The organism is Cupriavidus sp. (genome assembly GCF_057315035.1).
Window position 1 is genome coordinate 161,558 of the sequence record NZ_DBHKYV010000002.1, and the last position, 26,054, is coordinate 187,611.

Sequence of the window (26,054 nt, forward strand, 5' to 3'; positions counted from 1 at the left end):
CTTGAGCGGGACCAATGTAAAGACTATTGCCGCCGACCTGTCACCGCGTGCATACCGGCGGGCCGTTAAGTTCCTGTCCGAACTGGACGAGGACTGGGCTCGCCATATTGCCGCCATCGGGCCTTGTCGCCATGAGGCCAAGCCAGCGCGCGAGCCCTATGAGGCACTCGTGCGGGCCATTGCCTATCAGCAACTGCACGCCAAGGCCGGAGATGCAATCCTGGGGCGCCTGCTGGCGCTCTACCCGGGCGTGTCTTTTCCGGCGCCTGAGCTGTTGCTGGCCAGCGACCCTGAATTGCAGCGCGCCTGCGGCTTCTCGGCAGCAAAACTGGCCACCATTCGGCGGATTGCCCAGGCTACTGTCGAAGGCGTTGTGCCGGGCCTCGAAGAAGCCCGGCGCCTGCCTGACGCGGTGCTGATCGAGCGCCTGACGTCGCTGCGAGGTGTAGGGCGCTGGACAGTAGAAATGTTCCTAATCTATTCGCTGGAGCGCTCCGACGTCCTGCCAGTGGACGACTTCGGCGTGCGGGAGGGTTATGGACGCTTGAAGGGCTTGGAGAAGGCCCCCACGCCGCGCCAGATGCGGGCGATCGGAGAGGCCTGGAGCCCTTTCCGGACGGCGGCTGCCTGGTATCTGTGGCGCCTGCCCCGTCGATGAATATCGGCCGCAAGAATCGGAGTGCTTGCGATAGAAAGCCCGCGTATTCTGGCTGTGTGATTGATGATAACAAGACTTCTGCCATGAAGACGACCATTGCCTACGAAACGGAAGACGACCGCTGGACGGCCGTACAGGCGCGCGATGCTGGTGCCGACGGCCATTTCGTCTACGCCGTGCGCACCACGGGCGTGTACTGCCAGCCAAGTTCGTCGGCGCGGCTGCCCAAGCGCGAGAACGTGGAGTTCTTCGCCTCGGCCGAAATCGCCGAGGCTGCGGGCTACCGCTGCAGCCGCCGTGCACATGGTGACCAGACCAGTGCGGCAGCCGAGCGCGCAGCATTGGTGGCCCGTGCTTGCCGCATGATTGAAGCATCGGAAACGCCCCCTCAGCTCGATGACCTGGCGAATGAAATCGGCATGAGTCCGTTTCACTTCCATCGACTCTTCAAGGCTGAAACAGGCTTGACGCCCAAGGCATACGCGTCGGCCTATCGCGCCCGCAAGCTGCGCGAAGAACTGAGCAGCCCGAATGCGTCCATTACGAACGCAATCTACGATAGCGGGTTCAACTCAAACAGCCGGTTCTACGAAGCCTCCGACCAGTTGCTGGGCATGCGTGCACGGGATTATCGCTCCGGTGGTGTCGGTGCCGTCATCCGCTTTGCCGTGGGCCAGTGCTCCCTTGGCGCCATTCTGGTTGCGCAGAGCCAGCGCGGCATCTGTGCCATCCTGTTGGGCGACGATCCCGACCGACTGGTGCGCGACCTCCAAGACCAATTCCGCAAGGCGGAGATCGTCGGCTGCGACGGTGAATTCGAGCAATTGATTGCCCAGGTGGTAGGCTTTATCGAAGCGCCTGCGATGGGATTGCACCTGCCGTTGGACGTACAGGGCACCGCTTTCCAGGAGCGCGTCTGGCGCGCGCTGCGCGAGATCCCGCCGGGTACGACCGTGAGCTATGCCGAGATCGCAGAGCGCATCGGTTCGCCCAAGGCGGTACGCGCCGTAGCACAGGCATGTGCCACGAATCATATCGCCGTGGCTATCCCGTGCCACCGCGTCGTGCGGCGTGATGGCGATCTGGCCGGCTACCGCTGGGGCGTTGATCGCAAGCGCGAACTGCTGCGCCGCGAAGCCCAGGTTTGATGGAAAGCTGTCCCATGACTGCGTCCGACACGACCCTCGATCGCCTGAACTGGGTGGACATCGGCCTGCAGCTCGATGCCGAAGGCTATGCCGTGCTGCCCGGCCTGTTGGGAGCCAATGCGGCGCGTGATCTCGCGCAACAGATCTCTGCGTCTGATGTCGATAGAGTGGCTTTGGCATCCAGTGGCCTCGGGCGCGGTGAATTACTGGTCTTCAGCAAGGGCCTGCCGGCGCCGCTCGACCAGTGGCGCACAGCCCTCTATCGTCGCCTGGTCATCATTGCCAACCGTTGGAACGAAACCCTGGGCGTCGATCGTCACTATCCGGCCGAACTGGAAGACTTCTTGCTGCGCAATCGGAAGGCAGGCCAGACGCGGGCGCAATCCCATCTAAGTCGGCTCGGCTTCGAAGATCACGTATCGTTGCATCAGCGCAATGACGGGGAGCAGGTGTTTCCCATGCAGATCGTCGCCGTGCTGTCCGAGCCGGGCGTCGATTTCCAGGGAGGCGAGTTCGTGATGACCGAGCAGCGCCCGCGCATGCAGTCGCGTCCGGCGGTGTTGCCGCTCAGGATTGGCGATGTGGCTGTCATCGCCACGGCGAAACGCCCTTTCAAGGGTACCAAGGGCTACTATCAGGTCAATCTCAAGCACGCCATCAGCCGCGTCCGCATGGGCGAGCGCATCGGACTGGAACTGTCGTTCCACGATGCACCGTGATGCAGAAGGGGCAGTGCACATGCCGACACCGGACAAGACATTCATGCTGATGGGGCCAGATGGCAAGCCGTACTCCAGCGCCATGCCCGGCATCTTCGGGGGCCATCGAGGCGGCAAGTTATACGGCCGCATGGATTGCCGCGCTGCGCTGCAGGCGATTGCCCATGGCGGCTATGTGAAGCATCGCGTTTTCTTTGCCGACGAGGCCACGGCCATCGCTGCCGGCTACAGACCGTGCGCTGTTTGCATGCCCCAGGAATACGCGGCCTGGAAAAAGAACCAGCCTACCGACCCCTCGGGCAGCACCCGAAAGAAGGCGCGCGCATGAGCGCACTACTGCCTATCTCCGCAAGAGCGGACAATCTCATGCCGCACGACCTACCCGAAGCCCGGATTGCCGCAGCAGACTGGCGTGCTATTGAAGACCATCTGGGGCACGATGGCTTCGCGGTACTGCCCTCGCTGTTGACGCCCGCCCAGTGCGAAGAACTTGCGGGCTACTACTTTGAAGAGACGCGCTTTCGTAGCCGCATCGTGATGGAGCGCTACGCCTTCGGCCGAGGCGAGTACAAGTACTTCAGCTACCCGCTGCCCGATATGGTCGGGCGCCTGCGCCAGTCGCTCTACCCCCACCTGGCACCTATTGCCAACCGATGGCACACCGCGATGCGAATCGAGGTGCGTTTTCCCGCGACCCACGACGAGTTTCGGGATGTATGCCACGCCGCCGGCCAGCGGCGGCCCACGCCGCTGCTTCTGCGGTACCAGGCCAGCGACTATTGCTGTCTGCACCAGGACTTGTACGGCGATCACGTCTTTCCGTTCCAAGCGATTTTCCTGCTCAACGAGCCAGGGCGCGACTTCGAGGGTGGCGAGCTGCTACTAAATGAGAACAACCCGAAGCGGCCCGGCCGGGCCGACGTGGTGCCTTTGCGCCGGGGCGATGCCGTGGTGCTGGCCGTCAATTACCGGCCTGTACGTTCAGCGCATGGTTTCTACCGGGCCAATTTGCGCCACGGGGTCAGCCGACTGCACCGGGGGCAGCGGCATACGCTGGGCATCATATTCCACGATGCCAAATGACGTGTTGAATTTGACCCAGCTAAACGCTCCGCGCACAAGCACCACAGCGACCGTCATGAAATTCGTTCATCAAGCCGGAGGGGCCGATGGCGCGGTCAGACACCGCAGTTGATTCGTCAGCGACGATAATGTCACTGCGGAACCTAAGATTGCTGATCGAAAACAGTTGCCTCAAGTCCACGCCCCTCCGGTGCCTAGTGAGTGCCTGTCTTACCGAGAACACAAGAAGCGTGCTCCCTGATAAGCAGGGCTCTTTGAATGTTCTCGCCCCATCGGCAAATTGAAAGCGCGCCGTCGGACGTGACAACGCGGTGACACGGGACAGCTACCGCCAGCTTGTTGCGACGACAGACTTGCTCCACGTTCGCGGCCGCCGAGGAGGACGCGCCAATCAACTGCGCAATAGCGGCAGGCGTGAGGGTCTTACCGGGCGAGCACAGCCTGATCGAGGCCCAGATCATCTGCTCGAAATCTCCCCCTCGGATATCGAGCGGCAAATCGAAGTCTTCGAGTGGGTTCTCAATGCATGCGAGGACTCGCGCCACGACTTCCCGTTGACTGCCTACGGTTGGTTCGAATTCGGCAGTTGGGAAGTCGTGGCACAACTTTCCCATCAACTCCATTGACTCATAGCCGAGATAGATGCCACAAACGCCTCGGACATTGATGGCAATCAAGGCGATGCCCACCGACGTCTCTCGGACGTCAAAGCTGATTCCGTTGTTCATGGCGATCTGTCCGATGCATCAATGCTCAGGTTGGAGGAGTGTGCGCTTCATTAATGGCCTGCTGACCAGAAGGCTGTGCTGCGCATCGGTACAAACGATATGTGCCCAACTGGCGTAGGGCTCTCTGTTTCTTGCGTCTGAATCTTAGATACTTCGAGCGCAAGGATTGGGGCGCCTGGTGCGCCCATCTCCTATCTAAATTCCCGATATCGAGATGCGCATGGAGTTGCTCACACAGCCAATGTGCAATGGGCCGTTCGGCAACCCAACCCAGTGGTTGCATGGATCGGGGCAGCAGGTGGAACTGTCGGTCAGCTACTCCTTCTGACGCCGAGCAATCACCACAACTGCCATTTAAGAGGAAGAAATTAGATGACCGCTACCGGGCTGTCTTGCGCCGTTTGGCTGGTCGTGCCTGACTGTCGCCAAAGGGTCGAGGGTGTGTGAAAACGTATCAGTTCGGCTCGCCGAAGGGCCGGCTGCCTACTAGGCCACGTCGGGCGCGAATCGAAGGGCTACTGTCGGTCCACCGCCCAAAAGGAACGAGTGCACCCACTCTGCGGGATCCGGCGAAAGACCAGGATGTTCTTCCTTCAGGTATGACCGTCTTGGACATAGATATCGAATCCCGTCGTGAATCGTTAATTGCGCAAATTCCCCAACCTACGCAACAGAATCTGTATTCGTGGAATACAGCGCAGGAGCTGTATTTCATCTCTACATCCTAAAGGATGTCCTTTGTCCGCAATCGTGGCCGCTTCTGAACGCTCAGGCATGTCTCGGGAAGCAGAACTAATGCCGCACCAAACAGCCGCACGCGTATTCCTTCCTCACCCGGCGCCTGAGCGCGCTCGTCATCATGGCCAAACTTCCACCCTTGCGAGCATACGGCGTCGCGAAGCGACGACAGTGTGGGTGAAATATTTTTTGGCAGTTAATCGCATTTTTAGATCCAATCTGTACCACCGTACTACAACAAATGAGGCAACTGGGTGAAAACAAAGGAATGACTCAACCGAATCCAAGTCATTGTTTTTTCTATGTTTCTATTAGAAATCGACAGTAAATGATATCTTTTAGTCACTTTGCATCGCATCATACCCAGATTCAATGCGTAGCAGTCTGCCGCCTTCTCCAACAAAGATGTTTGTCCCGCGTTGGAATTTCCCAATGCCTTGTCACGGCACCGATTGCATGGGCCTATATTTTCAGTGTCGTGCCGAATGCCGTTTCGTAGGCCTGAATCTGCTCAGTCTCGCTGAAATTTGAAAGTCCCTCGTCTACGGCAAAGTCCTTCATCTCCGGTCCGGTAATCACGGCGACAGTCATGGCGCTCATTCGCGAACGCATCGCTCAATGGAGCGCGAGCCGAATCGCTCGGGGCGACCTGGCCATCTGCTACGGCTACCAGCGCTTTGATACCACGGCCATGGCCATAGTCATCGTGATCCTGATTGCACTGGTCACCGTGGTGCAGGCAGTCGGAGACCGTGTGGTGCGGCGACTTCGCGAGCGGTAGCCACCATCACTAAGTCGATCGACCTGCGCGCACGCACCGAAATGGGCGCGGTGCGAGCAATACGCGTAAGCGCCGATGCTGTTGCTGTCGTACTGGAGCAGCAGCGGCACCAAGCGGCGAGCCCCGATAGCGCCACGAACCAGATCCGGAAGGCGTCGGCGCCCCAGGAGAAACTAGCTCCATGCGCGCCGTGGCTTACCGCGACCGCGCCTTTTTTCTGACTACGCGCGGCTTGGTATGCAAGGTTTGCGGATGTCATGCCGAGCGCAGTAATATCCGACCCGCCGTCGGTGTGCGTTTGCTGTGCGTACGGCGTGCGACCAGGGCGCAAACCGCCAGCGTTCCAGCCAGTACACCGAGAGACGACGAGGTGTGCCCGTGAGATGAAAATCCCGTCGCGAAGGCGACGGCGGCCATTTCCAGCTTGCGACCGAGTTTGTGATTGCGTGTCATAGCGGTTACCGCCCTTCCCCTGCGCTTGTTCAAGGTGGCCCGGCTCTCAATGCCGCGCCACCGACCGTGGATTTCAGTACTCAGTCACCGGCGCATGGACCGGAGCGATCGACTCATGCAGGGTTGCGGTACGTTGCGCGGCCTTGTGCACCATCGTGTAGGCGTAGTCGATGCCCATGCCGTAGGCGCCCGAGTGTTCCTTGGCCAGACCCGTCACCGCGTCGTACGTTTCCTTGTTCTTCCAGTCGCGCTGCCATTCGAGCAGCACCTGCTGCCAGGTCACCGGCACCACGCCAGCCTGGATCATGCGTTGCATGGCGTAGTCGTGCGCTTCCTTGGTCGTGCCACCCGAGGCATCGGCCACCATATAGATCTCGTAGTCGCCCTCGAGCATTGCGCTCAGCGCGAACGTGGTGTTGCAGACCTCGGTCCACAGGCCGGCCACGACAATCTTCTTGCGGCCATTGGCGGCCAGCGCGTCGCGCACCTTCTGGTCGTCCCACGAGTTCATCGAGGTACGTTCGAGCGTTTGCTTGCCGGGGAAGACGTCAAGGATCTCGGGGTAGGTGTAGCCGGAGAACGAATCGCTTTCCACCGTGGTGATGGTGGTCGGCACGTCGAAGATCTTGGCTGCCTTGGCCAGGCCCACCACGTTGTTCTTCATGGTCTGGCGGTCCATCGACTGCACGCCGAAGGCCATCTGCGGCTGGTGGTCGATGATGATCAGCTGGCTGTTGCGCGGGGTCAGGACTTGCAGCTTGGCGTTCGACATGGTGCTCTCCGGTATAAAAAATGATTCAATAAGTTTGAGGTTATGCTGGCAGCGCTGGCTTCGCTTGTTTGCGCCGCTTCGTTGGCGTCGCTGCGTTGTTGCGCTGTCCATGTGCAGAACTATAGCGATGGCAAACCCGGAGAAAGTGGGCTATTGCTGTCAATGTTATTCAACTTAATTGAATAACTAGACTTCAGCATAAATACCCCTGCCAGTAGTCGTAGCGTGAATGCAAAGATGGCAGTTGAACGAGCCATGGCGAGGAACGTCTGCGTGGCACGGCATCTATCGCCCTCCCGACCCGGAGTTCCATGACCAGTTCTTATTGCCGTCTGACGTGTCACAAGCTCCTTGCACCTGGCGAGGACGCCAATTCATGGATGTCACTGGGCGTCAGGATGGCGCGTGGTGCGCCGCGTCGGACAGCGTTGAGCATGGCGTCGCCAATGATGGCGGTAGTCAGTACGCTGTCCGGCGAGACACGGCGCATCAGGGCGAGCAACGGTTTGAGCACCACATACATCCACCGATACGAGCGCGTTCGCGACTGAATGCCGGCTTCGGCAATGATCGCCGAGGGCCGGAAGATAGCCACACGATGGAACGGCAAGCGCCGCAAGGCGTTCTCGGTCTGGCCGCGAACGCGGGCCCACATTGAGCGGCCCGTCTCGCTGCTGTCTGCGCCGGCGCCGGACACGTACACCATGGTCATGCGCGGATTGCGGGCCAGCAACCGGTGCGCGACGTGTAGCGTGAGGTCGTAGGTCACCGCGCGGTAGGCTTTCTCCGCCATGCCGAACGAGGAAACGCCCGCGCAGAAGAAGCAGGCATCGACATTGGCGAACACGTCGCCCGCCGCTCGGAAATCCCCAAGATCCGGCACGATGACGGCGTGGAGTCGCGGATCGTCGTAGCCTTGCAGCGGACGCCGGCCAATCACGATGATCTCGGTGACGTCTTTGGCCCTCAAGCACGCGCGCAGCACGCCCTGGCCCACCATGCCGCTTGCTCCAATCAGGACAACGCGCATGGCGACCTCACTCCACCGGCCAGGCAGGCGATGCGGCACCGAAGTCCGCCGCAATCGTTACCGGCTGCCAACGCTGCATGGCTTCGCGGCGCCCCTGCTCTTCTGCTTCCACCACCTGCCAGGCATCGGACCCCAGCACCAGTCGCGCGGGCACATTTGCCCGCGATGCAAGCCCGACGATCAGCATCGCGATGCGCTCGGGGTCGCCCACTTCGTGGCCGACATAGGCGTCGATCAGTGCCTTGAAGGCCCCCAGCGATGCCTGGTAGTCATGCGGCAGATCTTCAAGCGTCGAGCGTGCCTCGTGCCCCCACTCGGTACGCATGCCGCCGGGCTCCAGCGTGCAGATGCGGATCCCGAAGGGCGCGACTTCCTTGCCCACCACATCGCTGAAGCCGCCCACCGCCCACTTGGCTGCCTGATAGGCCGACAGACCCGGGCTGCTCACGCGTCCGCCGGCTGACGACACCTGAAAGATATGGCCGCTGCCCTGCGCACGCATCACGGGAATCGCAGCGCGGGTGAGGTTCACCACGCCAAAAAGATTGGTGTCGATCTGGGCGCGGAAGTCGTCGGCCGGCATGTATTCGAATGGCTGGATATGGCCGTAGCCGGCATTGTTGACAAGCACATCGAGCCGTCCAAAGCGGTGCACCGCTTCCGACACGGCATCGTGCGCCTGCCTTTCGTTGGTGACGTCCAGTTCGAACGTGGCCAGTTGCTCGCCGTAGCGCGCCTGCAGATCGGCCAGCCGCGCCGTGTTGCGTGCGGTGGCCAGGACCCTGGCGCCATCGCGCAGCGCGGTCTCGAGAATGGTGCGCCCCAAACCGCGCGCTGCACCGGTAATCAGCCAGACTTTGGTCATGATGCTTTACCTCTTTATCCTTACGAATTCGCCATCCTGGCGAATGGAATGCGGGGAATCCCCATTCATGCCGGGTCGCCCGCCTGTCTCGGCGTTGCTTCGTCGCCGCTCACTCGGGCATGAACCCGCGTTTGTCCTTGAACATCACGGACTCGGCCAACTCCCTTTGCGCCTTCAACGCTTCCAGGCTCCGGGTGTAGCCGGCTTCCAACACTGCATAGGCATCCGCACCCAGCACCGTGCGCAACGGTGGATCCTGCATCTGGCTCATCGCATAGATGGCGCCGGCCATCTTCACGGGATCGCCCGAGGCTTGGTCATCGCCTTCCTGAGCAATCCAGCGACGTAGCTTGCCAACCGCACTGTCCTTGTAGGCGTCAATCTCCTGCGTCCAGCGGATGTTGGCCACGAAGCCCGTCTTGATGGAACCCGGTTCGATGATGATCGTCTTGATGCCAAACTCGGCAATCTCCTGGCTCATCGCCTCGGCAAAGCCTTCGAGGCCGAACTTCGCCGCGTGATACAGGGCGCCGCTGGGAAAGCCGGCCCGTCCCCCGACACTGCTGACATGGATGAATGTGCCATGTCTCCTCGCCCGGAAGGCCCCGACAAACGCACGCGTCACGTGGATGGGCCCGAGCAGGTTGAGCGCGATCTGCTGCTGGACCTCGGCCTCGCTCGCCTCTTCCACCGCGCCGATGACCGCGCCACCGGCGTTGTTGACCACCACGTCGATATCGGGATGGCGTGCCGCCGCGGCCTGAACCTGGTCAGGGTCCGTCACGTCGACCGCTTCCACTTCGAGCAGGCCCGGGTAAGCCTGCTGCAACGCATGCATCGCCTCGATGCGACGCACGGACGCCACCACGGGATGTCCCTGCGCCAGCACTTTCTCCGTCAGAGCAAGCCCCAGACCCCCGGACGCGCCGGTGATGAACCACTTCTGAATCGACATGCTGCACTCCTTAAATTTAATGATTGCGTACTCACTCATCTATCTCCGAAATTTTTTAGGCGCTCAACGACTTCCAGAGTAGATGAAAACCAAGCTCCCGATGGCGTTCGGCGCCCTCGGGATACTTGTTCACATAGTCGATGGTTGTGTCGGCGAGACTCTCGATAACCGAGGTCAGCAGCTCGATCGGCGCATCCACCACCACACCCTCGCGCACCGCCACCTCGATCATTCGGGAGATGGGCAGGAACTCCGCCATCCCCTTGATCCGTGTCTCGTCCAGCACCAGCCCCGATGCCGCAAGCCGCGAAAGCGACGCGCGCTGCGCCGCGTTGTTCAGCCCCCACCCGACATAGCGCTGGAAAAGGTGCGCCATGCGCTGTCGGTAGTCGGCCTCGTGTGGGTAATCCGGCATGATCGCTTCCGCCAGGCCTTGTTTAAGGTGCAGATAAAGCTCCTGGAAGAGCGCTTCCTTGTTCTCGAAATAGGTGAACAACGTGCCTTCGGCAACGCCCGCGCTGCGCGCAATGCTTGCCGTCGTGGCCTGTACGCCATGCTCAGCGACGGCGCGGGCTGCCGAAAGCAACAAGGCGCTGCGCTTTTCAGGACTGAGAGGACGTGCCATGACTACGATCAAATAAAGACTGATTACGCACTCAATTATAGTGACCTTTCGATAAAAGACAACGGCTGCGGGTAGGAATTCTGCCCCCCTCTCAACAACACTGCGAAGACCAACGTTGCGTGACAGACATGATCGAGAACCGCCGTTGCACTGCGTGGTATGGACTTCGCCCAAATGGGCCGATTCCAGCTTGCATCTTCTCGTGCTGCCTCATATGGAGGCGGCGGATGATGTCGTGTCCGACGCCGGCGCACGCGTACGCACGAACGCCGCAGCAAGCGCCGAAGCCACCGCTGCCGCAATCGCGCCCAGCAGGAACGCCAGACGGTAGCCGCCGTTGAGCGCGGAAATGGCATCTGCTCCCATGGCGGCGAGACCATTGGTACGTATGGCCGCCAGACTCGCCAGGACAGCCAGGCCCAGCGCGCCGCCCATCATGAACGACGTGTTGACCATGCCCGAGGCCAGACCGGACTCATCGGGCGCAACGTCACTCATGGCGGCCAGCAGCACCGGATTGAATGCCACCCCGGCGCCCAGGCCCAACAGCACCATGCCTGGCAGGATGTCCGGCAGGAAGCTGCCGTCGACGGGCGCTCTCGCAAACAGCACCAGTCCGGCTGCCGCCATCAACAGGCCTGCCGAGAGCGGTGCGCGAATGCCAAATCGCATCACGATCCTCGCCGACAGCCCAAGCGAGAACGCCGCCATGATCAGATTGGCCGGCAGGAACGCCAACCCCACCTGCATCGCGCTGTAGTGCAGCACGCGCTGCATATACAACGCAGAGATAAAGAACCACGCAAACAGCGCAGCCGCCCACAGCACGCCCACCACGTTCGCCGTGGCGACATTGCGAAGCGCAAACATCCGCAACCGCATCAACGGATGCGGCACCCGCGATTCGATGACGAGGAAGGCCAGCATCAGCACAATGGCAGCACCCAGCTGGACGAGCGTCTGCGTGGAGGTCCAGCCGGCCTCGTTGCCATGCACGATCGCGTACACCGCCAGCATCAACGATGCGGTGACAGTGATGGCACCGGCCACGTCCAGCCTGGACCGCTCGGTCGGCGGCTTGCCCGCCGGCAGAAGCATCACGCATCCCGCGTAGACCACGGCGCCAATCGGCAGATTGACCAGGAAGATCCAATGCCAGCTCCATGTACTGGTCAGCAGCCCGCCCAACAGTACGCCAACGCTGCCGCCGCCTCCGCCCACGAACCCGTAGATGCCCATCGCCTTGGCACGGTCCTCCGGCGAGGTGAACAGATTCATGATGAGCGACAGCGACACCGCCGACACGACTGCCCCGCCCAGCCCTTGTATGGCACGCGCCGCGATCAGCACCTCCTGCGAATTTGCAAGCCCGCAGGCCGCCGACGCCAGCACGAACACCGCGATGCCCGCCAGGAAAAGGCGCCGATGGCCAAACAGGTCGCCGAGCCGGCCACCCAGCAGCAGGAAGCCGCCAAAGGTGAGCATATAGGCATTGACCACCCAGACGAGCGAGGTTTCCGTGAAGCCCAGATCCGCGCGAATGGACGGCAGTGCAACGTTCACAATGGTCGTATCCAGGACGATCATCAGCACGCCCAGACAGAGAACGACGAGGGCAAGCCAGCGTCTGCGTTCGTCGATGCCATGCGTCATTGCACTGCTCCCCGTTGGTTGCCACCAGCGCAACGCTGTGCGGCGGATGGATGATGGGCGCGGCTCAGTCAAGGATGCCCCTGGCACGCAGTTCACGGCCAATGCGTGCGATTTCGCGCTCGCCCTCGAACAGCGCCGCGTCGCTCGTATGCACCGAGTAGTGGCCGACCCGCAGTGCATGGGGATGTGGGATGGCCGACCCGAGGACAAAGCGCGTGTCGGTGACCGCCTCGAGTTCGATGGCCGCATCGGATCGATCGAACACGGCCAGTACTCCCTTGTCGATGGTCTCCGGACTGCACAGGCTACCATCCATCACGGCGATCCAGCCTACCAGAAAGCCCTTGGGCGGCTGATAGGTCCAGCGTTGGCCCGCCTTGAGCTGGACATCGAAGTAGTGAATGCCCGCTGGCGCATCGATCGGGCTCACCGCATCGCCGCTGCGGCCGATCAGCACGCGTGCGGGACCATCCGACGGGATATCGCCGGCCGAGAGATGCTGGCTGAACGCCGGCGCCAGTTCGCGCTTGGGCGGCAGGGCTACCCACAGTTGGAAGGCCTTGACCGGCGGCGTGACGGAGCCGGCGTGCCAGACGCCGCGCCCGGCGCTCATCCATTCCACATCGCCCGCGACCATGGTGCCTTCATGGCCAAGGGACTCGAAGAATCGGCCTTCGCCCTTTATTGCCAGCGTCAACGTGGCAATGCCCGAGTGCGGATGCCAGCCAAAGCCCCGCTGGCCCAACCCCTCCTGCGAATCGATCAGGTCCAGGAACACGAATGGCTTGATCCGTTCGCCAACGTCGGCGGGACTAACCATGCGGACGACGGGCCCATGTGCGTGGCCGCGCGTTCGAAACACGATGTGACGCCCCACCGCGCGATGCGCGCCTGGCGGCGTTCGAAAAACGGTACTCATGGGATGCACTCCACGTGATGTTGTTGTAGCGGCCACTGCGGCAGGAAACTGGCCGTCCCGTTGGCAAGGCCGGGGCGAGGTTTTCGCATCGCCCCGGAACACGTGAGAGAAGACTCGACTCATGTATCGCTCCGTTTCGCAAAGGGACGGCTTCAGGTCCGGCTTGCCGTGCGTCAGGCAGCGGCGGCGGTGGCGAAGTGCTCCGCTGCCCAGGGCTCGAACTTCGTGGGCTGCCGACCCGCAACCTTGTTGGCAAGCGCAATGGCTTCGAGCGAATCCGGCCCGAGATATGTGTGCGCCTCGAAGTAGGCAAGCATGGCCGCAATGCCGTCGGCGCCCGGGAACCATCCGGCAAACACGTCGCGCGGCACATGCTTGTACGAGACGTTGTTCCCCTGACGGTTAAGGATGGCGATGATCTCGTTGAAGCTCAGGAAGTCGCCGACGAGCGGCAAGTGCTGGCCGTGCCCCGCGATGTCTGGCTGGCCGAACGCACCGGCCACGAGGCGGCCCAGCTCCGTGATATCGCCCATATGGATGACCCTGCGTTCGGGGTCAAGCGGCAACGCCCAGCCGGTAGTGCCGTCCGCCTGCTTCTGCGGGCCCATGGCGCCGATCAGGTTCTGGTAGTAGAACGGCGCGATCACGAATGTGTGATGTGTGAATCCGGCGCCAGAGACAATCTGCTCCACTTTCGCCTTGTCGGTGAAATGCGGGACATCGATCTTGCCGCGGCTGATCTTCTCGACATCGGGAAGCGTCGACCAGATGAAGTGCTGCACGCCCGCCGCCTTGGCCACATTGACCGCGGCAACGGCCTGCCTGATTTCGTCCGTACCCGCCTCCCAGGCATTGGTGACCACGAATGCTCCATACGCGCCGGCGAAGGCGGCTTCGAGCGTTTCGGGTCGATTGAAATCCGCCTGGACGATTTCGTCAGCCAGGTTCGGATGCTTCGACGGATTGCGCGTGAGCGCGCGGACCTTGAATTGGCCGCTGGCCTGCAGCGCGCGCACAACCGCGCCACCCTGATGGCCGGTGGCGCCGACAACTGCGATGATTCTCTTGCCAGACATGAAGTTTCTCCTGTGAGGGTTGGGGCGTCGTGGCCTTACGCCGCGAGCGCGGCCGTATCCTTCTTTGCCGAAGCGATCGCGCCGCTGCGCGCATCGGCGCCCATTGCCACGCCTTCCGCGCGGATGAACGTGATATCGGTGATACCGAGGAAGCCGAAGGCGGCCTTGAGGTAGGTTTCCTGATGATCGAAGGCGGCGGCAGCGGAGCCTTCGCTGTAGACGCCTCCGCGCGACGAGGCGATGATCAGCTTCTTGCCGCCGCACAGGCCGACCGGGCCATGCTCGCCATAGCGGAAGGTCTTCCCCGCCACCGAGATGCGATCGATCCATGCCTTCAACTGGGAGGGCACGCCGAGGTTGTACATCGGTGCGCCGATGACGACGATGTCGGCCGCCAGGAATTCGTCCAGCGCGTTCTGGCCCATTGCCACATCGGCCTGCAACGCATCGTCGATCGGCGCACCTTGCGCCGCGGCGAGATGCGCGGCCGTCAGGTGCCCGATCGGCGTGGCGGCGAGGTCAAGGCGGGAAATCGCCAGCCCGGACTGACGGCCCGTGAAGGTGGCAACCACGTCGGCGGACAGGTCGCGGCTGACCGAGCCTTGACCGAGGATGCTGGAATCTACGTGCAGGAGTTGCATGAGGGTGTTCTCCGAACGGGACGTGCCCGAGGGGTTGTTTCGGCTGAGACAGGACGTCTGCAGACTGCGTGAATCCAGTATGGCGATGGAAATGGCTCTGCACTAGACAGTAGAATCGGATTGGATTCGTCCATTTTTGGAGAGACCTCATGATCGATCTCAATGACCTCGCGCTGTTTGTGCAGGTCGTGCGCGCAGGGAGCTTCTCCGAGGCGGCCCGGCGGCTGCACATGCCGGCGAATACGCTGAGCCGCCGCATCGATCAGCTCGAGGGCCAGCTCGGCACACGGCTGCTGCATCGATCGACACGCAAGCTGTCGCTGAGTACGGAAGGCCAGACGATGTTCGAACGGTATGCGCCAGCGCTTGACCAGATCCTGGAGATCGGACGGTTGCACGGCGATGCGCAGGCGCCGTCCGGGTCCGTGCGCATCGCGGCGATGGCCGGTCTTTTCGAGATCCTGCCGATCACATGGCTGACCGAGTTCTACGCGCGCTTTCCGCAGATCAGCATCGAGTTCCTGCTCGACGACACGCCGACCGACCTGATTGGCGAACGCATCGACCTGGCGGTGCGGATGGGCGTGGAAACCAGCAGCGGATTCAAGGTGCGCAGGCTTGGGCCGAGTTCGATGATCCTCGCCGCTAGCCCGGCCTATCTGAAGCGGCGCCCGGCGCCGCGCACGCTGCGCGAACTCGCGGCACATGACTGCCTGACGATTTCGAATCGCCAGGGCCGCAGCACGTGGCGCCTGCAAGGCCCGCGCGGCAGCCAGGAAGTGCCGATCAACAGCCGCTTCGCGGTCAACGACATGCGCGTGCTGGCACAAGCCTGCGAGGCGGGATTGGGGATTGCGCTGCTACCGCAGCTGATGGCTGAGCCGGTGATCGATCAGGGAAAGCTGGTGCACGTGCTGCCGACGTATCGGCGCACGAGCCCCGGCCTTGGCCTGCAACTCGTCTACACGAGCCGGCCGCCACTGCCGCCAGCTGTCTCCGCGGTGGCGGACTTTCTTTCGGCTAAGCTGGGAGAGTCGGTGCCCGCGCACGGATAGCATGACGCCAGCCGCTGACATGGCGTCGCGGCACCGATCGCATTCAATCCCAGTCCGGGGCCAGGCCCGGTGGATCCACGATACGTCCGCCAGGGCCTGACGCCAGCGCGAAGATCAGCGCCATCTCGTCCTCGGACAGTTCAAAATCGAAGACCGACGCATTGGCGCGCAACCGATCGGGCCGCGTTGTTCGCGACAAAGCCACCACACCGTCCTGCTGAACCAGCCAGCGCAGGACGATCTGCGAGACTTCACGCTGGTGACGACCGGCAATGAACTGCAGCACCGGCTCGGCAAAGACGCGTCCAACCGCCATTGCGCAATAGGCCGTCACGGACAAGCCAGCGTCACGCGTGGCCGCGACCAGCCGCTGCTGGTCCAGATAGGGGTGGTACTCGAACTGATTCGTCGCCAGAGGCCGGGCGGACAGCGCCGTGGCCTGCGCAAGGAGCGCACGATTGAAATTGCTCACCCCGATGTGCCGGACCTTACCCGCCGCGACCAGATCGTTCAGCACCCCGAGCTGATCGGCGAGCGGCACGCTGCTGTCCGGCCAGTGCAAGAGCAGCATGTCGATATAGTCGGTGCGCAGCTTCCGCAAGCTCTCGTCGACAGACGGCGCAAACCGGGATCGCGCGTAGTTGCCGACCCATACCTTGGTGGTGACGAATACTTCCGCCCGGGGCACGCCGGACCTCAGAATGCCCTGCCCGACGTCATACTCGTTGCCGTACATCTGGGCCGTGTCGATATGCCGGAACCCGGCATGCAGCGCGGCGGCGACGATGTCGGACAGCCCGTCGCCACGCATGCCATACGTACCGAGCCCGATGGACGGAATGCGGGCGCCGTTGGCGAGTACCGCGCCCGATGACGAGCCGCTCATCTCGCCGCAGTCCATCAGGCCGTGCGCGGCCGCACGCGGCGCGCATCCAGGCTGAGCTTCGTTGCGCCAAAGGCCGCGATCTGCAGCAGGCCGCCCACGATCATGAAGTTCTTCAGGAAGTGGATCATCTGGTTCTGATCCGCGAAGTTGTTGTGGAAGAAGACGGCCGTGGCCACTGTAAATGCCGCCATCCAGAGCGCGACGAGCTGCGTACGGTATCCGACGAGCAGCAGCAGTCCGCCGCCGACTTCCGTCGCAACGGCGATCGCATAGCCAAGCACCGGCAGCGGCAAGCCCACCGCCGAGATGTAGCCCTGGGTGGCCGCCGGTGTGCCCAGCTTGCCCAGTCCGCTCATGATGAATACCGCGGCAATCAGGATTCGGCCAACTGTGGCAATGGTTTGTGAATACTTTGTCATGTCTGTTTCCTTCGCAAGTTAAGAGTGGTTCCTCGAACCGTTGCGCGAAATTTCTCATGCTTGACACCCCATGAATAGCCGTTATATTTCGATACGTTCCATCTCTCCGGCAGATAGGTATCGATAGGATCACCATGCTTGATGGCGTAACGTTGGACCAGCTTCGGGCGTTCGTCGCCACCGTCGACGAGGGCAGTTTCTCCGCCGCCGCGAGGAAGCTTTTTCGGGCGCAATCCATGGTGAGCAGCCTGGTGGCCGACCTGGAAGCACAGCTGTGCGTGCCGCTGTTCGACCGCAGCCGCCGCTACCCCCAACTGACTGCCGAAGGCATCATCCTGCTGGCCGATGCGCGTGGCGTACTCGGTGGGATCAGCGGGATGAAGGCCCGCGCCAAAGGGATTGCAAAGGGCCTGGAGCCGGAGCTCTCGGTCGTCGTCGATGTGTTTTTCCCGATCGACACCGTCACCGCCGTGGCAACGGCGTTCCAGACGCGATTTCCGGAGGTGCCGCTTCGGCTTTACGTCGAGGCACTCGGCAGCGCCTATCAACCTGTCCTCGACGGCAGGGCCTCTGTCGGCATCGTCGGTTCGCTGCCATCCCTGCCCCCCGATCTTTCCGCTGAACGGCTCGGCAGTGTCGCCTTCCTGATGGTGGCAGCCAGTCACCATCCGCTTGCGGCAATCGATGGCCCGATTGCCAAGGATGAATTGGCACGCCACACACAACTCGTGCTCACGGATCGATCGGAGCTTTCCGCCGGATGGCAGCACGGTATTTTCTCCAGCCTGACGTGGCGGCTGGCGGATCTGTTCGCCAAGCATGAATTCCTGCTGGGCGGCCTTGGCTGGGGAGGCATGCCCCTGCATGTCGTCAAGGACGACATCGATGCCGGCCGTCTGGTGGCACTTCAGATCGACGACGTCCCTCCAGGCGGTCTCAACCTGCAGATGTCGGCCGTCTACCCCACGGCATCGCCCCCAGGACCCGCTGGCCGGTGGTTTATCGAGCAAGTCCGCACTTACCCGTCGAGCGGTCCTGGCGCCGCATCGAGTGCCAACGATTAATATTTTACGTTCGTACAGTATAATACTTGCACGTAGCAATTCGCTCGCATGCAGGAGAACACCATGCTTCAACTTCGCCCGTGGACTTCCCTCGATGGCGCCAATCTTGGCTGGCTCAATGCGAAACACCATTTCGCAGTTGGCCCGGATGGCAATCCCCAACACACCGCGCTTGGCGCCCTGGTCGTCTGGAACGACGACGAGATCGCACCGGGCACCGGCTTCCCGTTCCACGGCCATCGGGACATGGAGATCGTCACCTATGTCCGCGAAGGCTTGCTCGAACATCAGGACACGCTGGGCAGCCGTGGACAGATCACCGCTGGGAACGTCCAGGCATTCAGCGCAGGCAGCGGCATTCGGCACGCCGAATACAACGCCGGAGAGTCGCCCCTGAAGCTGTTCCAGATCTGGCTGCGTCCAAATCAATCCGGGATCGAGCCACGCTGGGCGACCAAGCCTTTCCCGAAGTCTGACCGAGGCGGCCGGCTCGTGCCATTGGCAAGCGGCTTCGCCGATGACCTTGAGGCATTGCCGATCCAGGCGAACGCTCGCGTACTGGGCGCGCTGCTGCTCGCTGGGCAGTCGGTGTCCTACGCCATCTCTCCGACACGCCATGCCTATCTGGTCGCCACCACCGGATCGCTCGACGTCAACGGCATGGCGTTGAGCGCGCGCGATGGCATTGCGATTACCGGGGAGCAAGAGATTCGGATTCTCGCCCTGGAAGACGCCGAACTCGTCCTGGTCGACGCTGGCTGATGCCTTCCGGCTCGCGCGGAAGGGACCAGCCTCCGCGCTTCAACGAACCGGGACTGCCTCATTGCCGCCCGACTCACCGGCAGCGGCAGCATCTCCCGGCAGCGCAAATACGTAGGGCCCGACTCTGAGAATCGCCAGCGTACCGACCCCCAGCGCCGCAATGAAGCCGACGATGACCACACTATATGTATGTGCCGCGTCGTACGACAGGCCAAGCAAGTAGGTCCCCAACGCGCCGCCCCATGCCCACGTGACCCAGATGGCACCGGTCACGCTGCCGAAAGACCCGATCGGAAAGTACCTGCTGACGAGGAAGGTCAGAATATCGCCCTCCGCTCCCGCGGCAATGCCAACCATGACCGCTGCGAGCGTCATGATGAGGACCGACTCCGCGCCGATCAAAAGGCCCATGCCGATCATGGCCAACACGAAGACGCCCGCCGCCACGTAAGGCGCGAAGATGCGATCCATGATGTAGCCAGCGGCCAGCCGTGCAAGCAGCGAACCGATGCCAACGGCCGAGAGCATGCCTGCTGCCACCGTAGGCGAATGGCCGCGATCCGTTGCGATCGGCACCAGTTGGGAAATGATGCCGAAGGTTGCGACAGAGACCGTAAAGATGGACACCGCGATCAACCAGAACGGCTTGCTGGTCTTCACGATTTCGGACAACGGCGCGGCTTCGTGGAGCGAATCAACTCGCTGCGCTTCGCTTCCCGATAGTTGGGCAACGGTGCCTGGCGCGGTCGGCAGCCGCACCCACAACGCCAGCGCCACGAGCGGCACAACAGTGACAATGAGGGCGACTCCCCAGTAGCCACCACGCCAGCCGAAGCGAGAGAGCAGGAAGTTCGCGTACAACGGCATCAGCGCAGCGCCAATGCCCGTGCCGGCATTCACCAGGCCCAGCGCCAGCCCACGCTTGCGGTCGAACCATCTGCAGATGGCCGTCGCATACGGCAGGACGGTGGCAGCGGAGCCAAAGAAGCCCATCACCGCGAAGGCCGCAATAAAGTAGTCGAGCCGGGCCGGTAACAACGGAACCAGAGCGATGGCGCCGCCAAACATCATCACGTAGATTGCCGTCACCTTGCGCAGCCCGAATCGGTCGATGGCCAGCCCAAGCGTCAGGGACCCGACACCGGAAGCGAGCGCAAACGCCGTCAGCCCCAGCGCCACCGATGCGCGCGACCATCCAAACTCCGCGCCGATCGACTTGGCAAATACCCCGAACATATAGACGCCGACAACCCCCGCGCCCACGGCCACACTGAGCGCGCCGGCCACTACGTTCCACCATCGGTTGACAGGTTGCGTGAACATGAATCTTTCCTCCAGGTTGATACCGTTTGTGTTCGCATGCGGGAGTCTTTCCGTTAGAACTTGTGACGAATGCCGACCATGACCCCGGTTTGATCGACGCCAGGCGCAGGATTCGAGGCGCCGGGCAGTGCGCCGCCGTCCACCGTGATCGTTGAATCGCGCTGGTTGAACACGTGGCCAGCGGTGATGTACAGGCTCGATCGCTTCGAGAACAGATAGGACGCCCTGGCAGCGATCACCGACGCGCCCAATTGCGTGCCGCTGACGGCCAGATGGCCGTACTGCAGGTCCAGGGAAATCTGGGCGACGGGAAGGTAAGTGCCGCCTATCCACCAGTAGTCACTGGTCTTGTTGACGACACCCGGCGCAACGACGCCATGGTTGATCCGGTGCTCGAAGCCCGCGCCCACCGTTGCGGTGCCAAACTTGACGTATCCGTTGATCAGTTCGCGCGTGTCGGTCTGCGAGCTGTTCGGCAATGGCGAACCCGTTCCGCCCCCGCCATAGTTTCGATCGAAGGCCCCGGCCACGCCCCATGTCTGGGTGTCGTACTTGAGCTGAAAGGACAGCGCCTTGCAGGCCCGATAGTCGTTCGGTGATTCTCCCGCACAGCCACCGGCCGCCGATGGCGCCACGGCATCCCGCCCGAGCGAATAGGTCGCCGCGACCGTGAAGGCGCCCAATGTCAGCGTGTAGTCAATGGCATTGTCAACACGTGCCTGCGCCAAATAGTTGTCAAGCAACCCTGCCGCGAAGATGTTCGGGCCCATGGTGTCGCCAATCATCGACCAGTAAATCTGCGAGTACAGGCGCCCAACCGAGACCGCGCCCCACGGCCCGACCAGCCCGACATACGCTTGCCGGCCGAACAGCCGCCCGCTCTGGTTCGCCGAACCGGTGTCCGGTGCAAAGCCGGATTCCAGCACGAAGATCGACTTGTACCCGCTCCCCAGGTCCTCGATCCCGCGCAGTCCCCAGCGCGATGGGTACGAGCCGGTCAGCGACGGCATGCGCACCACGCCATTTTTCTGGGCTCCCACGTTGTTGACGTACTCGATGCCGGTGTCGATCAGGCCGTAGAGCATCAGCCCCGGCGCGAGTTGCCCCCCGTCATAGGCACTTGCGCCACTGCAGATGGCCGCCGCCGCAATCGCCAACCCCCATCGTGCAGCCCTCTTTTGACACCGGACATGACGCCGGCTTGCCTCTCCTTTCATCTCCTCGCTCCTCCGTCCGTGGATTGCATATTTATCTTCCATGGAAGATTGATAGACGAGAAATACGAAGTCAATGCACCTGGCTTACTGATTTTCCCGGATGCTGTCGAGCGTTCATCACATCCTATAAGGCAAAATAGACTTAAATCCAAGCGCATGGCGGCGTCGCGGGTGAGTTTGGTGTTTTCCCTACCTCGACACTCACACTCCTTCTTTATATTCTTCCGTGGAAGCTGTTTTACGAACGGATCAATCAAGGACGTCGCCGATGCGACGAAAGTAAGGCCTGTCGATCCGAGTGGTTGTTGGACCGCATCCATGGCACAAGACCGCGACCGACCGTCGGAGCCGGCAGGCCGGGATGCAAAGTGCAGAAGGAAACTTATGAATGAGTCCCCCGGCTTTACCTGGCATGACGACTTCTCGATCGACCATCGTGCGATGGACGACACCCATAGGGAATTCGTGGAATGCGTCAACGACCTGCTGAACGTTGCCGACGTGGAGCTTGGCACGGCGCTGCGGCGCTTCATCGAGCATGCGCATCGCCACTTCGCGGAAGAGGACGATGCGATGCGCGACACCGCCTATGGCTCGTCCGGCTGCCACGTTGACGAGCACGCCGCCGTTCTCCAATCCGCCGCCGACGTGCAGGCCATGCTGGAAAAGGGAAGGCCCGACGTGGTGCGTGCCTTCGCCCGAGCGCTGGCCGACTGGTTTCCAGAGCACGTGCGCATCATGGATCAAGGGCTGGCGCGCTGGCTGATTCAACGGCAACTTGGCGGCGCACCAATCAAGCTGCAGCCGCGTCGCGCATTGGCTCTCTGAATTTTTTTGCCATTACGTCTTCCACGGAAGATATTTGGAATGGAAATGAATACTTTGCTTAACGTGAAGGTTGCCGCCAAGACGCTGCTGGCCGAAGGGATTGCCGGCTTCGAACTGGTATCGACAACCGAGTCTGCGCTCCCCGCATTTGAAGCGGGCGCGCATATTGACGTGCACCTGCCGGGCGGCTTGATCCGGCAATACTCGCTGCACGACCTTCCTGCAGCCGATTGCTACCGTATCGGCGTGTTGCGCGAGCCGGCGTCACGTGGCGGCTCATCGTTCCTGGTTGATGAGATCGCCGTTGGCGACGTGCTGTCGATCAGCGCGCCACGTAATCACTTTGCGCTGCATCACGAAGACGCGACATCGCTTCTGTTCGCTGGCGGGATTGGCATCACGCCCATCCTGTGCATGGCGCAACAGCTCGCACGCGACGGGCGGACGTTCGCGATGCACTACTGCGGCCGTACGCGATCCCGCATGGCGTTTGTCGATCGCCTGCCAAGCGAACGCTTCAGCGGCAATGTCGAGATCCATGCCGACGATGGTCCGGTCGAGCAACAGCTCGATGCGCACGCAGCGATTGGCGCCCCCGCACCGGACAAGCATCTCTACGTATGCGGCCCGGGTGGCTTCATGGCCCACATCCTGGACACGGCGATTGCACTGGGCTGGGACGATGCGCATCTGCACCGCGAGTATTTCGCTGCCGATCCGATCGACCACTCGGGCGACGCCGCATTCGAAATCCAGATCGAGAGCACTGGCCAAGTCATCAAGGTGAGCGCCGCGCAAAGCGCCGCCAACGCGCTGCTTGATGCCGGCTTCGATCTGCCCCTTTCCTGCGAGCAAGGCGTGTGCGGCACCTGCATGACCAAGGTGCTGTCCGGAACGCCGGACCATCGCGACCTGTATCTCACCAGCGACGAGCATGCGCGCAATGACTGCTTCATGCCCTGCTGCTCCCGCGCCAAGACCCCACGGCTGCTGCTCGACTTGTAAGTCGGGCGGCAGTTGCCAATAGAGTTGAGGAGATCAACATGCTTAACAGGCAAGACAACGAACTGATTTGCCACACCGGACCGGACACGGCAATGGGCAAGGCCATGCGACGGTTCTGGCTGCCAGTCATCCAGTCGTCCGACATGCCCGCCGCGAACGGCGATCCGCAGACCATCGAGGTCCTGGGCGAGCGCTTTGTCGTGTGGCGCGACCAGCAAGGCCGTCCCGGCGTCTATGCCGAAGGTTGCCTGCATCGTGGCTCATCCATGCAACTGGCGCGCGCCGATGGCGATGGACTTCGCTGCATCTATCACGGCTGGAAGTTCGCGGTCGACGGCAAGGTGCTCGAAACGCCGAACGTCGCCGACCCGAAGTTCAAGGATCGCATCAAGGCAAGGACTTACCCCGTGCGCGAGACGGGTGGCATCGTATGGGCCTATCTCGGCCCGAAGGACGAAGTGCCGCCGTTCCCGCACTGGCCCTTCATGGACCTGCCCGACACCCATCGGATCAACGTCCGGGCCGTGGTCAACTGCAACTATGTCCAGGTCATCGAGGGGCTAGTCGACTCCTCTCATCTGACGGTCCTGCACAGTTCCGCACTGGCCAAGACCAATGACTCGGATCTCGACTACGCCAAGAAGACCACCCACATGCAGTTTGACTCGGCGCCGATCATCGAGGCCGACGAAACCGATTTCGGATTCCACTACGTGGCGATCCGCCAGGGCGAGGAAAACCGCATTGCACGCGTGACATCGTTCATCGCCCCATGCTTCATCGCCAACGCCAATGGCGACCTGCTGCTGATGGTCGTGCCCATCGACGACGAACGCTGCCACTTCTTCCACGTCTGGTGGGATGCCGAGAAGCCGATTGGGCAAGAGCCCCTGCGGTCGCAGCAACTGGTCTTTGTCGGGCTCGACGAACCCACCTTGCGCAAGTACGGCATGACCGACGATACCTGGAACACGCCGAACGCCATGTCGCTGGCCAACGGATTCCGCCAGGACAGGCAAGGCCAGCGCAACGGCCATTTCACCGGTTTCGACAGCATTACCCAGGAAGACGCGGCGTGCAGCGTCTCCAGCGGCAAAATCCGCGACCGCTCGCAGGAAATGCTCTGCAGCGCGGACCTGGCCATCAGTCGCCTGCATCGATGCCTGCTGACAACCGCGCGCGCCGCCCGTGATCAGCTGGAGATTCCTGCGCTGCGCGCGCAGCTGGGCAATGCGATCGGTGTATCCGGCGAGATCGGCCCCGACGAAGACTGGCGCGGCCTGGTTCCGCATCACCAGATCACGTCATTGTCTCGACCCCGCACGAATCCGGGTCAATAAGCACGAACCGTAAAAAAGGAGTCCCGCATGTTGAATTCCCGCGATAACGAACTGCTTTGCCGCGTTGGCCCCGGTACGCCAGGCGGCGCCATGATGAGACGCTTCTGGCATCCGGTATGCACATCCGCGCAGTTGCCGGCGCCCGACAGCCCGCCCCTTCGCGTCCGCCTGCTGGGCGAGGACTACGTCGCGTTCCGGGATTCGAGCGGTCAGGTCGGCTTCCTCGAGGAGCTCTGCATGCACCGCGGCGCATCGCTCGCACTGGGGCGCGTCGAGGAAGGCGGCATCCGTTGCCTTTATCACGGATGGAAATTCAGCGCTTCCGGCACCGTGCTGGAAACGCCGAATCACGCCGATCCCAAGTACGCTGCCCGCATGAAGGCACCATCCTTCCCGGTGCGCGAGGAAGGCGGCATCGTCTGGGCCTACGTTGGCTCCAAGGAGCAGGAGCCAGCGTTCTCCCGCTACGCGTTCATGGACACCGACAGCAGCCACCGTGTGGTGCTTCGCATCAATGTCGCCTGCAACTACCTGCAGCTCGTGGAAGGCGGCGAGGATAGCTCGCACGTGGGCGTGTTGCACACAAACATGGCGCGCCCGGGCTGGAAGGACGACGAATTCACGCGCAACCCCGACGTCGTCAACCCCGCGGCCCTCGCATCGAACGACCTGGAACCAGCGCTGAAGATCGAGGACACCGCCTTCGGCTTCCACTATGTCGCGCTGCGGAAGACCGATACGCCACGCGTCCAAAACGCCCGCGTGGTGCCGTTCATCGTGCCTTACGGCCGCATCATTCCGGCCCCGGCCTTCCAATTCACGGTGTTGGAGGTCCCCGCGGACGATACCCACACCAGTACCTTCCTGATCATCCACGGCAATGAGCCCATCAGCGAAGACCGCATCCTCGAACTGCTGGGACTCGACAACCCGCAGTACTACAACCGGCAGACCTGCACCTTTCTGGCCAACTGGTCCAACTCGTTCGGTCAGGACCGCGTGCTCATGAAGGAAAACTGGACCGGGCTGCGCGGCGTGGAAGTGGAGGACGCCGCCATCGGCCTGTCGCAAGGCCCGCTGTACGACCGGTCCCGCGAGCACCTGGTGCCGGCGGACCAGGCGGTGACCCGCGTGCGCCGCGTCCTGCTGGACATGGTCAAGCGTGCCAGCGAAGGCGAACCGCTGCGTGCGCTGGGCCTTGACTTGCGCGGCGTGGGTGCCTGCGATGCGGAACTGGCAGAAGGCGCTACCTGGCAAGACCTGCTGCCTTCGCATCGCGAAACCCCGGTCGCCTGACCCTGAGGAACAGAA

At 62.2% G+C, this 26,054-nt stretch carries 27 protein-coding genes and 1 pseudogene; 13 read left to right on the forward strand and 15 right to left on the reverse strand.

Features of this window, described 5'->3' with window-relative positions; translation table 11 throughout:
- Nucleotide 1 precedes the first annotated feature (1 nt).
- The 5 genes from ACO550_RS04300 (at nucleotide 2) to ACO550_RS04320 (ending at nucleotide 3,608) form a co-directional block, all read left to right on the forward strand.
- Complete coding sequence (locus ACO550_RS04300; protein ID WP_315591697.1) at nucleotides 2-658, forward strand: DNA-3-methyladenine glycosylase; 657 nt, start codon at nucleotides 2-4, stop codon at nucleotides 656-658.
- 83 nt (nucleotides 659-741) lie between these two features.
- Nucleotides 742-1,806 carry a bifunctional DNA-binding transcriptional regulator/O6-methylguanine-DNA methyltransferase Ada gene (gene ada / locus ACO550_RS04305; RefSeq protein ID WP_315591698.1) on the forward strand — a complete coding sequence of 355 codons (1,065 nt, stop codon included), beginning with the start codon at nucleotides 742-744 and terminating at the stop codon, nucleotides 1,804-1,806.
- Between the two features lie 14 nt (nucleotides 1,807-1,820).
- Nucleotides 1,821-2,525 (forward strand): 2OG-Fe(II) oxygenase, encoded by a 705-nt coding sequence (locus ACO550_RS04310; RefSeq protein ID WP_315591699.1) that lies wholly within the window; start codon nucleotides 1,821-1,823, stop codon nucleotides 2,523-2,525.
- A gap of 19 nt (nucleotides 2,526-2,544) precedes the next feature.
- Nucleotides 2,545-2,853, forward strand: a complete 309-nt coding sequence (locus tag ACO550_RS04315; protein WP_315591700.1) for an Ada metal-binding domain-containing protein — start codon at nucleotides 2,545-2,547, stop codon at nucleotides 2,851-2,853.
- Nucleotides 2,854-2,891: 38 nt separating this feature from the next.
- Nucleotides 2,892-3,608, forward strand: a complete 717-nt coding sequence (locus ACO550_RS04320) for a 2OG-Fe(II) oxygenase (protein ID WP_315591926.1) — start codon at nucleotides 2,892-2,894, stop codon at nucleotides 3,606-3,608.
- 194 nt (nucleotides 3,609-3,802) lie between these two features.
- On the opposite strand, the gene ACO550_RS04325 is transcribed toward ACO550_RS04320, so the two are convergent.
- Both ACO550_RS04325 and ACO550_RS04330 read right to left on the reverse strand, forming a co-directional pair.
- Nucleotides 3,803-4,336 (reverse strand): methylated-DNA--[protein]-cysteine S-methyltransferase, encoded by a 534-nt coding sequence (locus ACO550_RS04325; RefSeq protein WP_315591701.1) that lies wholly within the window; start codon nucleotides 4,334-4,336, stop codon nucleotides 3,803-3,805.
- Nucleotides 4,337-5,536: 1,200 nt separating this feature from the next.
- Entirely contained in the window at nucleotides 5,537-5,665 is a 129-nt protein-coding gene (locus ACO550_RS04330; RefSeq protein WP_485994244.1) for a hypothetical protein, read from the reverse strand.
- Here ACO550_RS04330 and ACO550_RS04335 point away from each other — a divergent pair.
- Nucleotides 5,652-5,855, forward strand: a pseudogene (locus tag ACO550_RS04335) (ABC transporter permease); the annotation flags it as partial. The gene ACO550_RS04330 and the pseudogene ACO550_RS04335 sit on opposite strands and share 14 nt — an antisense overlap.
- Before the next feature lie 526 nt (nucleotides 5,856-6,381).
- On the opposite strand, the gene ACO550_RS04340 reads toward ACO550_RS04335, so the two are convergent.
- From ACO550_RS04340 to ACO550_RS04380, 9 genes are all read right to left on the reverse strand, one after another.
- Complete coding sequence (locus ACO550_RS04340) at nucleotides 6,382-7,080, reverse strand: isochorismatase family protein (protein ID WP_315591703.1); 699 nt, start codon at nucleotides 7,078-7,080, stop codon at nucleotides 6,382-6,384.
- Nucleotides 7,081-7,420: 340 nt separating this feature from the next.
- Nucleotides 7,421-8,110, reverse strand: coding sequence for an NAD-dependent epimerase/dehydratase family protein (locus ACO550_RS04345; RefSeq protein WP_315591704.1), 690 nt, complete (start codon nucleotides 8,108-8,110; stop codon nucleotides 7,421-7,423).
- 7 nt (nucleotides 8,111-8,117) lie between these two features.
- A complete protein-coding gene (locus tag ACO550_RS04350) occupies nucleotides 8,118-8,975 on the reverse strand; it encodes an SDR family NAD(P)-dependent oxidoreductase (protein WP_315591705.1) in 858 nt (285 codons plus the stop codon).
- Between the two features lie 109 nt (nucleotides 8,976-9,084).
- The gene (locus ACO550_RS04355) at nucleotides 9,085-9,930 is read right to left on the reverse strand and encodes an SDR family NAD(P)-dependent oxidoreductase (RefSeq protein ID WP_315591706.1); all 846 of its coding nucleotides are present in this window, start codon (nucleotides 9,928-9,930) and stop codon (nucleotides 9,085-9,087) included.
- 55 nt (nucleotides 9,931-9,985) lie between these two features.
- The gene (locus ACO550_RS04360) at nucleotides 9,986-10,555 is read right to left on the reverse strand and encodes a TetR family transcriptional regulator (RefSeq protein ID WP_315591707.1); all 570 of its coding nucleotides are present in this window, start codon (nucleotides 10,553-10,555) and stop codon (nucleotides 9,986-9,988) included.
- 210 nt (nucleotides 10,556-10,765) lie between these two features.
- Nucleotides 10,766-12,208, reverse strand: coding sequence for a DHA2 family efflux MFS transporter permease subunit (locus tag ACO550_RS04365; RefSeq protein WP_315591708.1), 1,443 nt, complete (start codon nucleotides 12,206-12,208; stop codon nucleotides 10,766-10,768).
- A gap of 64 nt (nucleotides 12,209-12,272) precedes the next feature.
- On the reverse strand, nucleotides 12,273-13,127 hold the full coding sequence (locus ACO550_RS04370) for a pirin family protein (RefSeq protein WP_315591709.1): 855 nt from the start codon (nucleotides 13,125-13,127) through the stop codon (nucleotides 12,273-12,275).
- 173 nt (nucleotides 13,128-13,300) lie between these two features.
- Entirely contained in the window at nucleotides 13,301-14,203 is a 903-nt protein-coding gene (locus ACO550_RS04375) for an NmrA family NAD(P)-binding protein (protein WP_315591710.1), read from the reverse strand.
- A gap of 35 nt (nucleotides 14,204-14,238) precedes the next feature.
- Complete coding sequence (locus tag ACO550_RS04380) at nucleotides 14,239-14,844, reverse strand: FMN-dependent NADH-azoreductase (protein ID WP_315591711.1); 606 nt, start codon at nucleotides 14,842-14,844, stop codon at nucleotides 14,239-14,241.
- A gap of 149 nt (nucleotides 14,845-14,993) precedes the next feature.
- On the opposite strand from ACO550_RS04380, the gene ACO550_RS04385 reads away from it, so the two are divergent.
- The gene (locus tag ACO550_RS04385; RefSeq protein ID WP_315591712.1) at nucleotides 14,994-15,899 is read left to right on the forward strand and encodes a LysR substrate-binding domain-containing protein; all 906 of its coding nucleotides are present in this window, start codon (nucleotides 14,994-14,996) and stop codon (nucleotides 15,897-15,899) included.
- 43 nt (nucleotides 15,900-15,942) lie between these two features.
- On the opposite strand, the gene ACO550_RS04390 is transcribed toward ACO550_RS04385, so the two are convergent.
- Nucleotides 15,943-16,785, reverse strand: a complete 843-nt coding sequence (locus tag ACO550_RS04390; protein WP_315591713.1) for an aldo/keto reductase — start codon at nucleotides 16,783-16,785, stop codon at nucleotides 15,943-15,945.
- Nucleotides 16,786-16,799: 14 nt separating this feature from the next.
- The gene (locus ACO550_RS04395) at nucleotides 16,800-17,204 is read right to left on the reverse strand and encodes a DoxX family protein (RefSeq protein WP_315591714.1); all 405 of its coding nucleotides are present in this window, start codon (nucleotides 17,202-17,204) and stop codon (nucleotides 16,800-16,802) included.
- Nucleotides 17,205-17,338: 134 nt separating this feature from the next.
- On the opposite strand from ACO550_RS04395, the gene ACO550_RS04400 reads away from it, so the two are divergent.
- Together ACO550_RS04400 and ACO550_RS04405 are read left to right on the forward strand one after the other, a co-directional pair.
- On the forward strand, nucleotides 17,339-18,268 hold the full coding sequence (locus ACO550_RS04400) for a LysR substrate-binding domain-containing protein (RefSeq protein ID WP_315591715.1): 930 nt from the start codon (nucleotides 17,339-17,341) through the stop codon (nucleotides 18,266-18,268).
- A gap of 63 nt (nucleotides 18,269-18,331) precedes the next feature.
- Nucleotides 18,332-19,030 carry a pirin family protein gene (locus ACO550_RS04405; RefSeq protein ID WP_315591716.1) on the forward strand — a complete coding sequence of 233 codons (699 nt, stop codon included), beginning with the start codon at nucleotides 18,332-18,334 and terminating at the stop codon, nucleotides 19,028-19,030.
- A 39-nt stretch (nucleotides 19,031-19,069) separates the two neighbouring features.
- Here ACO550_RS04405 and ACO550_RS04410 read toward each other — a convergent pair whose 3' ends face one another.
- Together ACO550_RS04410 and ACO550_RS04415 are read right to left on the reverse strand one after the other, a co-directional pair.
- On the reverse strand, nucleotides 19,070-20,353 hold the full coding sequence (locus ACO550_RS04410) for an MFS transporter (protein WP_315591717.1): 1,284 nt from the start codon (nucleotides 20,351-20,353) through the stop codon (nucleotides 19,070-19,072).
- Nucleotides 20,354-20,406: 53 nt separating this feature from the next.
- Nucleotides 20,407-21,510, reverse strand: coding sequence for a porin (locus ACO550_RS04415; RefSeq protein WP_315591718.1), 1,104 nt, complete (start codon nucleotides 21,508-21,510; stop codon nucleotides 20,407-20,409).
- A gap of 444 nt (nucleotides 21,511-21,954) precedes the next feature.
- On the opposite strand from ACO550_RS04415, the gene ACO550_RS04420 reads away from it, so the two are divergent.
- Genes ACO550_RS04420 through ACO550_RS04435 form a run of 4 tightly spaced genes read left to right on the forward strand, consistent with a single transcriptional unit; the run spans nucleotide 21,955 to nucleotide 26,039 of the window.
- The gene (locus ACO550_RS04420) at nucleotides 21,955-22,398 is read left to right on the forward strand and encodes a hemerythrin family protein (protein WP_315591719.1); all 444 of its coding nucleotides are present in this window, start codon (nucleotides 21,955-21,957) and stop codon (nucleotides 22,396-22,398) included.
- Nucleotides 22,399-22,443: 45 nt separating this feature from the next.
- A complete protein-coding gene (locus ACO550_RS04425; RefSeq protein WP_315591720.1) occupies nucleotides 22,444-23,403 on the forward strand; it encodes a 2Fe-2S iron-sulfur cluster-binding protein in 960 nt (319 codons plus the stop codon).
- A 38-nt stretch (nucleotides 23,404-23,441) separates the two neighbouring features.
- On the forward strand, nucleotides 23,442-24,743 hold the full coding sequence (locus tag ACO550_RS04430) for a Rieske 2Fe-2S domain-containing protein (RefSeq protein ID WP_315591721.1): 1,302 nt from the start codon (nucleotides 23,442-23,444) through the stop codon (nucleotides 24,741-24,743).
- 27 nt (nucleotides 24,744-24,770) lie between these two features.
- A complete protein-coding gene (locus tag ACO550_RS04435) occupies nucleotides 24,771-26,039 on the forward strand; it encodes a Rieske 2Fe-2S domain-containing protein (protein WP_315591722.1) in 1,269 nt (422 codons plus the stop codon).
- The last annotated feature ends 15 nt before the right edge of the window (nucleotides 26,040-26,054 follow it).

Coding starts and splice junctions, on each gene's coding strand:
- ada (WP_315591698.1), top strand. CDS start 742: ATGAAGACGACCATTGCCTACGAAACGGAAGACGACCGCTGGACGGCC.
- ACO550_RS04310 (WP_315591699.1), top strand. CDS start 1,821: ATGACTGCGTCCGACACGACCCTCGATCGCCTGAACTGGGTGGACATC.
- ACO550_RS04315 (WP_315591700.1), top strand. CDS start 2,545: ATGCCGACACCGGACAAGACATTCATGCTGATGGGGCCAGATGGCAAG.
- ACO550_RS04320 (WP_315591926.1), top strand. CDS start 2,892: ATGCCGCACGACCTACCCGAAGCCCGGATTGCCGCAGCAGACTGGCGT.
- ACO550_RS04325 (WP_315591701.1), bottom strand. CDS start 4,336: ATGAACAACGGAATCAGCTTTGACGTCCGAGAGACGTCGGTGGGCATC.
- ACO550_RS04330 (WP_485994244.1), bottom strand. CDS start 5,665: ATGACTGTCGCCGTGATTACCGGACCGGAGATGAAGGACTTTGCCGTA.
- ACO550_RS04340 (WP_315591703.1), bottom strand. CDS start 7,080: ATGTCGAACGCCAAGCTGCAAGTCCTGACCCCGCGCAACAGCCAGCTG.
- ACO550_RS04345 (WP_315591704.1), bottom strand. CDS start 8,110: ATGCGCGTTGTCCTGATTGGAGCAAGCGGCATGGTGGGCCAGGGCGTG.
- ACO550_RS04350 (WP_315591705.1), bottom strand. CDS start 8,975: ATGACCAAAGTCTGGCTGATTACCGGTGCAGCGCGCGGTTTGGGGCGC.
- ACO550_RS04355 (WP_315591706.1), bottom strand. CDS start 9,930: ATGTCGATTCAGAAGTGGTTCATCACCGGCGCGTCCGGGGGTCTGGGG.
- ACO550_RS04360 (WP_315591707.1), bottom strand. CDS start 10,555: ATGGCACGTCCTCTCAGTCCTGAAAAGCGCAGCGCCTTGTTGCTTTCG.
- ACO550_RS04365 (WP_315591708.1), bottom strand. CDS start 12,208: ATGACGCATGGCATCGACGAACGCAGACGCTGGCTTGCCCTCGTCGTT.
- ACO550_RS04370 (WP_315591709.1), bottom strand. CDS start 13,127: ATGAGTACCGTTTTTCGAACGCCGCCAGGCGCGCATCGCGCGGTGGGG.
- ACO550_RS04375 (WP_315591710.1), bottom strand. CDS start 14,203: ATGTCTGGCAAGAGAATCATCGCAGTTGTCGGCGCCACCGGCCATCAG.
- ACO550_RS04380 (WP_315591711.1), bottom strand. CDS start 14,844: ATGCAACTCCTGCACGTAGATTCCAGCATCCTCGGTCAAGGCTCGGTC.
- ACO550_RS04385 (WP_315591712.1), top strand. CDS start 14,994: ATGATCGATCTCAATGACCTCGCGCTGTTTGTGCAGGTCGTGCGCGCA.
- ACO550_RS04390 (WP_315591713.1), bottom strand. CDS start 16,785: ATGAGCGGCTCGTCATCGGGCGCGGTACTCGCCAACGGCGCCCGCATT.
- ACO550_RS04395 (WP_315591714.1), bottom strand. CDS start 17,204: ATGACAAAGTATTCACAAACCATTGCCACAGTTGGCCGAATCCTGATT.
- ACO550_RS04400 (WP_315591715.1), top strand. CDS start 17,339: ATGCTTGATGGCGTAACGTTGGACCAGCTTCGGGCGTTCGTCGCCACC.
- ACO550_RS04405 (WP_315591716.1), top strand. CDS start 18,332: ATGCTTCAACTTCGCCCGTGGACTTCCCTCGATGGCGCCAATCTTGGC.
- ACO550_RS04410 (WP_315591717.1), bottom strand. CDS start 20,353: ATGTTCACGCAACCTGTCAACCGATGGTGGAACGTAGTGGCCGGCGCG.
- ACO550_RS04420 (WP_315591719.1), top strand. CDS start 21,955: ATGAATGAGTCCCCCGGCTTTACCTGGCATGACGACTTCTCGATCGAC.
- ACO550_RS04425 (WP_315591720.1), top strand. CDS start 22,444: ATGAATACTTTGCTTAACGTGAAGGTTGCCGCCAAGACGCTGCTGGCC.
- ACO550_RS04430 (WP_315591721.1), top strand. CDS start 23,442: ATGCTTAACAGGCAAGACAACGAACTGATTTGCCACACCGGACCGGAC.
- ACO550_RS04435 (WP_315591722.1), top strand. CDS start 24,771: ATGTTGAATTCCCGCGATAACGAACTGCTTTGCCGCGTTGGCCCCGGT.